General features: G+C 51.6%; 10 protein-coding genes. All 10 read right to left on the reverse strand.

The features are described 5' to 3' along the window. Window positions 1-24: 24 nt before the first annotated feature. Complete coding sequence (locus ACFQI7_RS17820; protein WP_218098177.1) at window positions 25-1,209, reverse strand: glycosyltransferase family 4 protein; 1,185 nt, start codon at window positions 1,207-1,209, stop codon at window positions 25-27. Further along, complete coding sequence (locus ACFQI7_RS17825) at window positions 1,202-2,356, reverse strand: glycosyltransferase family 4 protein (protein WP_218098178.1); 1,155 nt, start codon at window positions 2,354-2,356, stop codon at window positions 1,202-1,204. The genes ACFQI7_RS17820 and ACFQI7_RS17825 overlap by 8 nt, the downstream gene beginning before the upstream one ends. Next, window positions 2,353-3,531, reverse strand: coding sequence for a glycosyltransferase family 4 protein (locus ACFQI7_RS17830; protein ID WP_218098179.1), 1,179 nt, complete (start codon window positions 3,529-3,531; stop codon window positions 2,353-2,355). The genes ACFQI7_RS17825 and ACFQI7_RS17830 overlap by 4 nt, the downstream gene beginning before the upstream one ends. A gap of 45 nt (window positions 3,532-3,576) precedes the next feature. Then, window positions 3,577-4,896, reverse strand: coding sequence for an oligosaccharide flippase family protein (locus tag ACFQI7_RS17835; RefSeq protein ID WP_218098180.1), 1,320 nt, complete (start codon window positions 4,894-4,896; stop codon window positions 3,577-3,579). 3 nt (window positions 4,897-4,899) lie between these two features. Then, window positions 4,900-6,618 (reverse strand): hypothetical protein, encoded by a 1,719-nt coding sequence (locus tag ACFQI7_RS17840; RefSeq protein WP_218098181.1) that lies wholly within the window; start codon window positions 6,616-6,618, stop codon window positions 4,900-4,902. Window positions 6,619-6,629: 11 nt separating this feature from the next. Further along, window positions 6,630-7,925 carry an efflux RND transporter periplasmic adaptor subunit gene (locus tag ACFQI7_RS17845; RefSeq protein ID WP_218098182.1) on the reverse strand — a complete coding sequence of 432 codons (1,296 nt, stop codon included), beginning with the start codon at window positions 7,923-7,925 and terminating at the stop codon, window positions 6,630-6,632. Next, window positions 7,877-9,370: a hypothetical protein gene (locus tag ACFQI7_RS17850; protein WP_218098183.1), complete on the reverse strand. Its 1,494-nt coding sequence runs from the start codon at window positions 9,368-9,370 to the stop codon at window positions 7,877-7,879. The genes ACFQI7_RS17845 and ACFQI7_RS17850 overlap by 49 nt, the downstream gene beginning before the upstream one ends. Before the next feature lie 182 nt (window positions 9,371-9,552). Next, complete coding sequence (locus tag ACFQI7_RS17855; protein WP_218098184.1) at window positions 9,553-10,929, reverse strand: UDP-glucose dehydrogenase family protein; 1,377 nt, start codon at window positions 10,927-10,929, stop codon at window positions 9,553-9,555. Between the two features lie 30 nt (window positions 10,930-10,959). After that, the gene (locus ACFQI7_RS17860) at window positions 10,960-11,652 is read right to left on the reverse strand and encodes a sugar transferase (RefSeq protein ID WP_218098185.1); all 693 of its coding nucleotides are present in this window, start codon (window positions 11,650-11,652) and stop codon (window positions 10,960-10,962) included. A gap of 15 nt (window positions 11,653-11,667) precedes the next feature. Continuing rightward, window positions 11,668-12,555 carry a UTP--glucose-1-phosphate uridylyltransferase GalU gene (gene galU, locus ACFQI7_RS17865; RefSeq protein ID WP_218098186.1) on the reverse strand — a complete coding sequence of 296 codons (888 nt, stop codon included), beginning with the start codon at window positions 12,553-12,555 and terminating at the stop codon, window positions 11,668-11,670. Window positions 12,556-12,754: the final 199 nt, after the last annotated feature.

Genomic DNA, 12,754 nt, shown 5'->3' on the forward strand with positions numbered 1-12,754 from the left:
ATGAATTCGAATCAATCACGCGCATTACCCGGATCTCTCACCCTGAATGGAACTCCACACAGGCGAAAGCAATTGAGCATAGTACGCGACACGTTCCTGTATATCGTATTGCTGAGCTGCCGTTATCGAAGCTTCGGCCATATGAATCCGGTAATCGTCGTCATGCTTGAGGCGCAGAATTTGTTCAGCCAGCGCTCCAGCGTCTCTTGCCGGCGTAATCAATCCGCTTCGCCCCTGCTCAATCGCGTCTTTCATACCCGTTGCATCGCTTACGATCGTCGGTATCCCCGTTGCCATCGCCTCCAGCGGAGCGAGGCCAAATCCGTCATTGACCGCGGCATGAACGCAGAGATGCGAATTTCGTAACGAAGGAATCGGGTCTCCCGCCCCCAGCTTGATCCGGACTCCCGCCTGTTGATATTGTTCGATAAGCGAGCGGATTTTTCTCCAGCCGATGCCTCCAAACAGCGTGATCTCGATTTCCGGATCGCCTGTTCTTTTCACCGCCTCGAGCACGTAGGGAACTCCTTTGAGCAGCGACACTTGCCCGACGGATATGATCCGAAACGGCTCTCCTTTCATCCTCGGAACAAGGCTCGCTTGACCCGGCAGCGGGTGGAACCGCTTCGTATCAACCCCCAGCGGTGCAAACAACAACTTTTCCGGTTTCATGCCTTGCCGGAGGAAGGAATCCATCTGCATTCGGGAGGCGACGGTAATATAATCGGCAAGCTCGTATTCTCTTAGGACCCGCTCGACCCAAGACGGATGAAACGGCGAGCCTTTCATCTTATATGTACGATGCTCCAGGCTCGTATCCGAGAACAATGCCGCCACATGCGTCGTTGCGGCTTCCAAAACGGTGATTCCTCCAAAACGGCGAACCTTGCGAAAGCTATTCTCCGCGTACCCCGGGAACGTATGGTAGATGACCGGCGAACTCGGCAGCTTCTCGCTTACGTATCGGTCAAAATGAACGGTATCCCAATACACTTTCGTTGCCGGAAGCCACCGGACCGGAGTATACTTGATCCATTTCTGCCACGATGGCGCAGGAATCGTTATCGTACTGCCGGAGACGGCTGATGAGGATGTAAATACTTCGGCACGGCCGCCGCTATGCCTCACGGATTCGTATACGAAATTCAAGTGTCCTCCCAAGCCGCCTTCTCCGAGACCGGCGGAGCAGCCCATCAGCACTTTATGCACCGGTCCTCACTCCTTCTTCTATCGCTTCTACAAGGTTGATACGGGTAATGCCGGGTCTGCGATCATTCGCACTCGGATGTCTAGGCTCCGTGATGATGCTTTTGATCGTATCGGCCAAATGCTCTGCATCGGCACGTCTTGCTACATATACGCCGTCCATGAAGTCCGCCCACTCAGGGAGACCTCCCGAATCAAATACGACAACCGGCTTGCCCATCGTTCTTGCTTCCGGCACCACCAAGCCGGCCGGTTCGGGATAAATGGAAGGAACGACGAGGACGTCCGCATTTACATACCACGCATGAATATCCTTACCTGGGATCCATCCTGCAAAGTTCACGTGCTCCGACAATTCGAGTTGTGCGGACAGTTGCTCCAGTTCCGGTTTGTACCACCCTTCGCCGATGATGGAACATTCGACTTGAATGCCTTTTTGAAGCAGCAGCCGCACCGCTTGGATTAAATATTGAACGCCCTTAGAGTAAACGAGCCGTCCAGCGTAAAGAAGCTTGATTTCGTTACGGGGCTTCGGCAGCAGGAGCGGACTCCATTCCCCGAATTTGGCCAACGTATTGTCGAATATACGGATTTTGGAAGCGGCGATGCCCTCGATCACCAAAAATTGCCGGATCGCCTTACTGACCGCAAATACTTCGGTGCACCGCTGAAGCGCGGCGACCATAGCCTGGTGCAGCGTCAACGATTGGATCGCCTTTACCGGGGAAATATTCGTCCCGCATTTCCTTGCGTACCAGTTCACCAGACACGAAACGCTTCCGCGCTTCATACACAACGCTTCGTTGTCTCTGTACATCCGCAGCCCCGACGGACACATCACCCCGTGCACCGTAGCGATCGTCGTATATTTACGGGCCAAGCGCTCCACAATTTTGGCGGTGTGCGGGATCGTGTGCCAAACGATCAAGTCGGGCTTGAAGTCTTCGGCATACGTCATCCATTGATTCACATCGTCGGGGATGGACACCGCATGAAACGGCTCCTCGCCCCAACTGTCGTTATAATTCACTTTTAACGCCGCCAGCGTCGTCACATGACCTTTCTTCGCCAGCTGCACCGAAAAGTCGTAAATGAAGCGCTCCAGTCCGCCCGCTGAATTGAACTCGTCGGCAATTTGCAGTATTCTCATAACGCCCCCCGCTTGTGATCCGCATAATAACCGCGCAATGCGTGCGATAGCATATCGGTCAGTTTTTCCGATAACGCTTCGTCCGAGTAGTGCTGCTGGTATAAAGATCGGGCGCCTTTCTCGAGCCGCTTGCGCACAGAATCGCGTTCCAATACGCAGCGGATTTGTTCCGCCAGAGCGGATTCATCCCGATCGCCTGCCAGCAGAACGTTTTCCCCATGAATAAATTCAGGGTCGGTTTCCGAGCCGTTAATCGCTACGAGCGCGCGCCCGCTTCTCAAATAGGCCGCCACGACCGTTCGTCTGCCTGAAGGTCCCGACGATTCGACGAAGACGTTCACCACGCTGCCGTACAAGATGTCGCTTAATTCGTCATCGTCTACAAACCCGCGGATCACGAGACGCTCCGCAAAACCTTGCTCCTCCGCATACCGCTTAATCTCCGCCACTCTGGAGGCTTTTACATTAAAGCCTCCGACCAGTACAAGTCTCAATTCTTTATGTTTTCCCGCCAAACCAGCAAACGCCCAAACCAGCTCTTCAAGCCGCTGCAGCTCGGATAACGTTCCGAACCAGGTGATATAAGGCCAGGGATAACGCGGCGTTCTTAGCGCATCGTCTTTTCGGCCGCTCACGTTTCCTGCCGGAATTCGGTAAATCTTGCCGTTCCAAAAGCGTTTGAGCGCATGTTCGCGCTTATGGTTCGTTACGATTTGAAACCGACTGGAGCCGCCGATCAACAGCAATTGAATCCGATGACACAAGGCAAGCAGCAATTGCTTCGGCTTAAAGCTCCAATCATAGTGCAGCTCGTGCATAAAGCTGACCACTGGGACTTTGTATACGCATTTGATCCAAAGCGGAAGCAGCGCCGCAAAAGGGGCGACGCCGGCTTTCCCCCACATATGGGGCACATATTGAAACAAGACGACATCCGGCTTTTTCCGTTTGCAAATATAAGACAGCTGCCGAATGAAGTCGGGGTAGTTGACGTATTCGAAAATATCCTGGTCGTCGATATTTAATGGTTTCGCAAGCGAACGTTCTGCCGTCTGCTGACACAACACGGTTACAGAACTACAGTTTTGTTTAAACAGATCGCGTATTAATTCTGTATGGTCGGAAAGGCCGTTGCGTATGGGGGAGAAATATTTGGTCAGAATCAAAACGTTCATTTCGTTGTACCACCTAACTATCGATCTTGGCTATGCTCTCGTCGTTCAGTCGCCGATGACACTCGGTTGTTTGCGCCCGCGCTGCAGTTTGTTCTGCACCAATCGCAATGCGGAGACAAACGGTCCGGGATAAAAGCGTAACAGGCGATGCCAGCCGATACCGAGGCTTGCACACCGGTACAGCACTACCGCCCATTTCACCAGCGCGATGATCATGACGCCCAGAGCTGCGCCGACTCCGCCCAGCCACTGAAGCAGGAGGAATGCCGTCGTTCCGCCGGTGACCAGCCCTGTAATTTCCGCATAGGTCACATAATTGAACTTGCCTTCCGTCGACAAATAATTGATCATTACGACATAACCGACATTGAGCGGTGCGCATATAAGCAGGATTTGCCCCATCAAGCTCGCTTCCGCATACTCGGAGCCGTATACGAACGGGAGCAGGAAGGGCAAAACGAGCGCCACGCATATAGCGAGCGAGAACGTTCCATAGAACAACGTTCCGTGAATGCGTTCCACCTGCCGCTGCCTCTGCTCTTGCTGCATATCCATCAGCTTCGGAAACAAGTATGTCCCCAAGGCGCCGACAAGGACAGACGGAAGCATGGTGGCGACGCTCACGGAAACGGTATATAAGCCCAAAGTGTACGTAGTGAGAAATAAGGAGATGATCAGCTGATCCAAATTGCTGCCGAACGTCGAAACGATGAAGCTGGCGTAAATTTGAATTCCTTTCGTGAACAGCTCACGCGCTGCCCGAAACACATTCGCAATGCGCGGACGAATCACTTTCAACACCCATCCCAATGAGATGATAAACATCGCCAATGACCAGAACAGACTGCAAATGATGAAGTTTCGGACGGAGTAGTCGTGCGAGAGCAAAAGACCGCAAATGATCGTCAGCGTCCCTACCGGATTTAAGATCCGCAGGGTTAACACTTTGCCAAACAAATTTTGTGTCTGCAGCGTACCGATCAAACCGTCGGACAATAGCCCTAGCGGCAAAGTGATCATGGAAATTTGAGCGAGTGCAATGACCTTATCCGACTGACCGGAAAGCAAGACGGGCACGAGGAATTCGCCTGCAACCACGCCGACGACGCCGATGAACGTCCCGATCAGCAAATAGGTGCCGAAATATTCCCTCTGCTTCTCGGGAAACTGTTTGCCTAAATATATGACAGCTCCAGGCAAGCCGATTGTGAAAAGAATAGTGAACAAGCCGCTCCAGCGCGTCGCCGTCGCCAGTTCGCCCCTCCCCTCCGGTCCCAAATACCGCGCACTAAGGATGCCCGTAATCAAATTAATGGCAATTACCAAAATGTTCACACCAAGGCTGGACAAAAAAAGTTTTTTCATACGTTACCTTTGCTCTGCCGTCTTCACGAGTCTTCTTGCTTCGCCAAACGGAGTGTCGATCGATTCGTAAATGTTCACGACCAAATGACTTAGAAGCTGATCCGTGCGAATATTTTCGAACATAAACGACTGTTTCCCGCTCACCAGGCGATTGACGCCGGTGAAAGAAACCGTTTCCGAGCCAATCACTCTTCCTTGGCTGTCGGCAAGCTCGATTCGCATTTTGGAGAAATTTTGGTCCACTACAATGTTGTCAAGCCGTTTGATATCCAGATCCAAATTCATTTTATACCTGTATTTTCCGGCATCGTATAAAGTCGAGACGGTCCAGTAATTGAGCTTGGATTCGAACGGATAAAATTTCAGTATGCCGTCGTCTGTCTCTTTCTGGATCTGGGTTTGGTAGGATGCGATCGGAATGCGGTATGGCGCTGCGGACTGTCCGTCGAGCAGGTTCATCGTCAAATTGCTGCCTTTCTCGGAATTCGGCAAATTGAACGAGTAACTGATCACATAGCTCAAGTTCGGCGCCAGTTCCTGGGCTGCAGCGCTTTGCCTTGCTCCAATATAACTATACCCTTCCGCTGTCCGGAGCTCGGCCATGAAAGGTGGTACGGGCAGCGGCCGGTCGGTCTGATTTTTCAGCTTGAACTTGGCGATGGCCATCTGGTAACCTTCTCCCTCGGCTCCGTGCATATGCAGCTCGACCATCGAAACCTCGATGCCTTGCTGTATCAAATTGTTCAACGGATCCAGCGGGATGGATCCGCCCGGTGAAACGGGTTGCGGCTGCCCGCTTAAATTGGCGGTTTTCTCGTCGAGACGAATGGTCAATCGCCCGATATTGTATTCGAGGACCGTTTTATCCCCCTGGACAAAACTTTCCTGATTCAATATCGTCAAGCTCTTGAGAACCGTATCGTTTTCGAGTGGTATCGCATAAAACAATTGCTGCTTCTCCCCGGGTTCGATCGTTACTTCCCCGACAGGAGCGATCCGCTTCGCATGGTATACTTTTTTGTCGGAATTCCCGTCAATTTGGATCGCAGGCAGCGTTTCCTTCAATACGCCTTTGTTTTCGGCGAGCAGAGCCACGATAGCGACGGGACCTTGTGCACTGTTTTGGTACACTAATTGAATCGGCGTAAAGCGCAAGCCCAAGGATAGCACGGGAATGGCGAACGGCTGCTTCCAGGCCACAGATTGGCCCTCGGCCGCCAGAGACGCCTGGTTACCGTTCCACTGGCTCGTAACGGGAATGGTTAGCACGGTCTTCTCTTTGATCGGATATTCAAACTCGTCGATATCGACCCAATAAAGCGAAGTCAGACTAAAATCATCGTTGCGGTCCAACACGATGACATAACTGAGCTCGACTTTTTCCTGCGGCTGTATCGCTGCCGCATTCGACTCGCTGGCGCGAAGCGTGTACTCGTTGCCGCTGCTGGTCTTCACCCTTAGTGCATATTCGGGGACCCGGGTCATGCGATCTCCGCTGTTGAACAAACGAAGGACGACGCCGATTCGCGTTCCACTCGCTGTCCGTTCGTTGAGCACGCTCTTGACCTCTACCTCCACCGAATCGGTCAGTGCATACCGCTGTACCGCAGCCGACGCGGATTCCGTTTCATTCGCCATTACATATACGCTTGCGGACGATGGAGTGATCAAAGAGGCGCAGATTGCGACAGAAGCGACGATTTTAAATAAATGATGTCTCACAGCTCGGGCCCTCACTTTTTCACTTGGTTACCGGCCGTAGCCAGTTGTACCTTCTCTTTATCTTTCAATTGATTCGGATCGGAGGTAACGAGCATCTCCCCTTCTCGCACACCCGATAGCACTTCTTGACTAAGTTCGTCGTCGCTGATGCGGCCGAGCTCTACCTTACGCCGTTCTACGGTATCGTTAACGGCAACGAACACAAAATTTTCGTCGCCCTTCTTCAGTATGCTTGCGACCGGCACGGACAGAACGATCTGCTCGTCTTCTGTCGTGAGCTGCACCCGCGTTTTCATTCCAGGTTTGAACTTCAGGTCGCGATTCGGAACTTCCAAGCTAAGCTCGTACCCTTTGGTCTGGGGATCGATGACGCTGGACAGGAAACTCACATTCGCTTTTGCCTTCTCCGTCGTTCCCGGAAGATAGTAAGTAAGTTCATTTTTGCCCCGCACCAATCGGGCGGCTTGCTCCGACAGCTGCGCTTTGATCTTAACCGGGTCGATGCGTTGAATCAGCCCGATTTTGCCTCCCTTTCCGGCCGGCATGCCCTTGTCCAGCAGCAGTTCGGTCAGAATGCCGTCGGCCGGCGCTTTCACTTCGAGCCCGGAAGCGAGTTCGTCGAACTGCTGCAGGCTCAATTGCGCCTCCTTCAGCTGCGTCTGCAGCGGAGTCAACGAATCCGTCGTTTCCAAAACTTTCAGTTTTTGCTTTAAAAACTGAATGTCCAGCTGCGCATTGGCGAGTTGATTTTCCGCCTGCTGCACCTGCAGCTTTTTGGCGACGCCCGCTTCGTAGTCATTGAGCGTTTTATTCCGGGTCCGCGTCAGTTCTAAAATGCCCTGCTCCGCCTTCTTTATTGAATTGAGGAGCTCCGTTCTACCCATTTCTTTTTCGCTCCGCGCACTGCTGATGGCGTCTTCGGCTTTCTTTACGGCAAGCGCCAATTTTTCCCGCTCAAATTTCGCATCCCTGGAAAACAATCGGACGATGACATCGCCTTCCTTGACGCTATCCCCCCGTTTCTTCAACACTTCTTCTACGATCCCGTCGGTCTGGGCAAGCACATCGAATTGAAGGGAGGCTACAAATTCCGCAGATTGTTCCGGCGACTCTCCGATCTTTAGTTTGGTTAGTTTCAACGTCTTGATACTCTTGAGCTGCTGCTCTTGGGCCAAAGCCTCTTTCTCCGGTTGAAATACCCGGATTGCCGAGCAGCCGACAATAACGGACAAGCTGATGCCTAATACGGCAACCGTCTTTATGTTGCGGTATACGGCTGTTTTACGGCGTTGACGCTGTTTTCGCATTTCAAAAGTTCCCTCCTGCGTTTTAATGTCAGCACATCCAAATACCCTATGCTAAGCCATACAATGGCACATGTTGAGTAATTGCCTCCAATCGACCAGCCGCCCAGCGTCGCAAGCAAAATCCCCAAGATGATCAGCCCCATCGTGCCCGATCTGGCTTCCCTGAACGCCATGCGCAGCGCTTCCCAAATAATAAGTCCGTAGATGATTCCGCCCGGAAGACCGTTGGAAATCATCATGTTGCTTAAGTCGACTTCCGAGCTATGTCCCGTGTTCGACAGCTTCATCCCGGCCAAGGTCGTACTCCCTAAACCGTAGCCGACCGGCATCGTAAAGCCTTTCATCAACCCGGTTAGAAGCATATTGATATGGATCATCGCCGTCGAATGCTCCTCATCGAACGGATTGGCGAGGCCGTTGACTTGGTGTGCGATAAGCGCGCTGCCCGACGTATCGATCCTGGTAATCGCCGAAAACGCAAGCACAAGCACTCCGGCCATCACGATCGCCGCAAGCCACCGGGTAGAAGTTTTTTTCGCGCTTACTATTGTTACTACGGCGATAGCGAACGAGGTAAGAAATACCGGCGTTCGCGCCGATTGCATGAACATGGCGTACATCAATAACGGTAAAACGAGAATGGCAGCAAGCTTTACAATGAGCTTCCCCCGAAGCAGGGACACCCAGGTGATGACGATGGAAATAACGAGATAAATCGTGTACTCCGCCCCGTTGGTAAAAAAGGAAAAGGCTCTCGATTCGTCCTCGCTGACCATCAGTGCAGCGTAGCCGGCAATGTCAATCCAGGTTTCTTCAAACGACAAAAAACCATAAAAAATTTGTTTCAATCCGTAGATCGCGCTAATGACGCCTATCGCGCAAACCGTTCCGAAAATAAACTTGACCCAGCGTTCATTAAAATGAATGCGGGTCAGCACCATCCAGAACAACGGAACGACATAAAAAATCACGCCCCCGAGTCCGGTTAAAATGCTTCCCTGCAGCGGGTTGAAAATTTGCAGCACATCGATTAGCAGCATCCAGCGAACAAGCCTGAACAAGCGGGTATCGTCTTCTTTGTCAATGGGCTGCCTCCGAATATAAGTCCAATATACCCAATATGACCCGAGCAGCATGATCATGGCAGGCGCAAGAACGACCAGCGGATCAAACGAACTCCACCCGGAAGAAGGAATTAACGCCCTCCGGAAAAAGCCCATGAACGGGAGGTACAGCAGCAGCCCGAACAGCATCCATCTCGGATACCGAATGCTGAGCGCGATAAAGATCAGACTGATGGAAGCGAAAAAAATCATTCTGATTTTGGACGGGTCCATCACGGTCCGGCCAATAGCATATCCGCAAACGCAAAACAGAACCATGCCGGCTGCGATCCTAACAAGGCGAATTTCCTGAATTCTTTGCATCAGAGCATTCAACTTCATGCGCCCACTTTCATCAAAATTACACGACATTGAAGAAAATCATTCTATTGTATGTATTATCGTAAGCCATACCGTGGCGCTGCACGAGCAGCCGGTTCAAGCTTCGGTTGCTATCAAAGTTAGCGTTCATCAATCGAAGAGGCCGTCCGCGCGACGGGACCGCCTCTTCACCGGACCGTATGCTATTCGTTTGCATACACATAACCGGCGGTGCCTTTCATTCCAATTCCGATTCCTATATACTCCAATTCGTCATGTTCCGACACGTTCAGAGCGTTCCGGCCGTCGATCACAAGCGGCCGCCGCATGACCGATTTTAATTTTCCGATATCCATACTTGTGTACTCGGGCCATTCCGTTATTAGCAGGGCAGCGTCCGCCTGCGACAGTGCCTCCAGTATTCCCCCGGCGAAATGCACCGAATCCGGAAGCAGGGCGGCGGCTTTGCGCATGGCTACCGGGTCATGGACCCGGACCTTCGCTCCGGCGGCCACCAGCGTCCGGATCAGCGGAATGCTGGGAGCTTCCCGCAGATCGTCCGTTCCCGGTTTGAAAGATAATCCGAGCACCGCGATCTGTTTGCCTGCCAGTTCGCCGAGCTGCTCATACAATTTGTGTATCATAATAAACTTCTGGGACTGATTGACCTCGATGACAGCGGACAGCAGTTTAAAGTCATATCCGTTGGTGTCTGCAATGAATTGCAACGCCCGCGTATCTTTCGGAAAGCAGCTTCCTCCGTAACCGATGCCCGCTTGCAAAAAGGAAGGACCGATGCGCGGATCGGCGCCGATAATTCCTGCCACTTGCCGCACATCGGCTCCGACCCGGTCGCAAACGTTGGCAATTTCATTGATAAAGCTGATCTTCATAGCGAGAAACGCATTGGCCGCATATTTAGCCAGCTCCGCGCTTCTGCGGTCGACCCGGATATAGTCGGGCAGGGAATAACCGTCGGGGCGTCCGGTAAGCAGCGGTGACTCGAAGCTCTGATTAAGAACAGCGGCATATAGTGTTTCCAACACGTCGCTTGCAGCCTGTTCTCCTCCTACGACGATCCGCTCCGGATAAAAGGTATCGAAAAGCGCACGTCCTTGTCGGAGGAACTCCGGGTTCGAGACGACCATGACCCGATTCGCCAACCCGGCTTCCTTGACTTTGCGATCGATCTGATCGCCGGTTCCTACGGGAACCGTACTTTTGTTAATCAATACGGTCGGTTTGCTCTTCATCCGCAAATAGCCGATCGTCTCTTCCACAGCCGAAAATAAAAATGTCAAATTGGGCGAACCGTCTTCGTTAGCCGGCGTTCCTACGGCAAAAAAGACGACATCTGCGTCCATAACCGCTTCCCAGGCGGAACTGGTAAAACGGATATGATCGGGCCGCATATGAATCAATTCATGCAAGCCCGGCTCGTAGAAAGGCATAATTCCCTGCGACAACTGCTCGACTTTTCGGTCGTCCGTGTCGACGCAAGTAACCTCGTGATTCAAATAAGCGAGCGATGCGCCTGTAGTGAGTCCCACATAGCCGGTTCCTATTACCGTTACTTTCATATAAGCTCTCCTGACGGAAAAAGATGAAGTTCAATAAGCGTTGTTCGGAAACAGCATGACCCAAACGGTTTTGAAGATCAGCTTGATGTCGAACCAAATGGTGCGATTTTGAATGTAGTACAAATCAAGCTCGACCATTTGCTCAAAGGAAAGCCCGTTCCTTCCGCTAACTTGCCACAGTCCGGTGCATCCCGGGATAACCGTCAAGCGCTGCCTGTCATAGGCCGAATACTGCTCGACTTCCCGAGGCAGCGGCGGCCTTGGGCCTACCAGACTCATGTCGCCCTTTAGCACGTTCCACAACTGCGGCAGCTCGTCCAAACTCGTCACGCGCAGTATTTTGCCGATTTTCGTAATCCGAGGGTCGTCTTTCATTTTAAACATCGCGCCTTGAATTTCGTTCTTATCCATTAATTTGTTCAGCAGTTCCTCTGCATTCCAGACCATCGATCGGAATTTGTACATATAGAAATGCTTCCCGTCTTTGCCGACGCGGATCTGCCTGAAAAAGACAGTTCCTTTCGGGTCCTCGAGCTTGATCAAAACCGCAATCGCGAAAAACAAAAAGGTGCAAAGCAAGAGGCCGACGCATGATGCCGCAACGTCCAGTATTCTCTTCATCAGCACATAGTTTCTCTGCTTGGCAGCAAGCTGTCTTAGCGAACCATCCTGATAATACGTTCGAGAACTGAGCACTTCCCCTTTATCGGAATAATTCGACATGGTACCAAACTCCTTCTATCCGATGACATTGGGAAGGGAATTTTTGTCCAGCATCGTCTCGAGCGCGTGCAAAAGCGGCCCGCGAAGCTCAGGATTATGCAGTGCAAAATCCAATGTTGTCAGTATAAAACCGAGTTTTTCCCCAACATCGTAACGAATACCCTGGAAATGATAAGCGTAGACGTTCTGAATCTCATTCAATCTTTGAATCGCATCAGTCAACTGGATCTCGCCGCCGGCTCCTTCTTCCTGAAGATCGAGAAAGCGAAAAATTTCAGGCGTAAGAACGTAACGCCCCATGATGGCTAAATTGGATGGCGCTTTGCCCGGGAGCGGTTTTTCGACAAAATGCTTTACTTGGTATAAACTGCCGATTTTTGTCAGCGGGTCGATAATGCCGTACCGCTGGGTTTCATTGTCGGATACCGGTTGCACGCCGATAACCGAACCGCCGGTGTTTTCAAACTGATGGATCAGCTGCTTCAGGCAGGGTGTATCCGATTGAACGATATCATCGCCGAGTAATACGGCAAACGGTTCGTCGCCGATAAATCTTCTGGCACACCATACTGCGTGTCCGAGTCCTCTCGGTTCTTTTTGACGTATGTAGTGAATTTCCACTTTGGACGACCGGCGCACTTCTTCCAGAAGCTTGACTTTTCCTTTTTCCGCCAAATTCGTTTCCAGCTCAAAGGCATGGTCGAAATGGTCTTCGATCGCACGCTTTCCTTTGCCGGTTACAATAATGATGTCTTCGATTCCCGACTCAATCGCTTCCTCAACAATGTATTGAATGGTGGGCTTGTCGATAATCGGAAGCATTTCTTTTGGCATCGCTTTTGTTGCCGGCAAAAAACGGGTTCCAAGCCCTGCGGCCGGAATAATCGCTTTTCTTACTTTCATTCCTTTTCCCTCCATACTGCGAATTTGTCTGTTTCTAATAAAACGCCTAACTTTGCTGTCTTATCGCTAAAGATAAAACAGCATAGCTAGACTTTTTATAAGATAAGGGCATCTAACCCCTCCTCACGCCACACCCTTGACAATCAATGTCTAAGGTTATCGCAACCCACAGCATGGCCGAGTGCCTACAGTGATAAAG

Origin of the sequence: Paenibacillus allorhizosphaerae (assembly GCF_042659105.1) — a bacterium.
GTDB classification, from domain to species: Bacteria; Bacillota; Bacilli; order Paenibacillales; family NBRC-103111; genus Paenibacillus_G; species Paenibacillus_G allorhizosphaerae.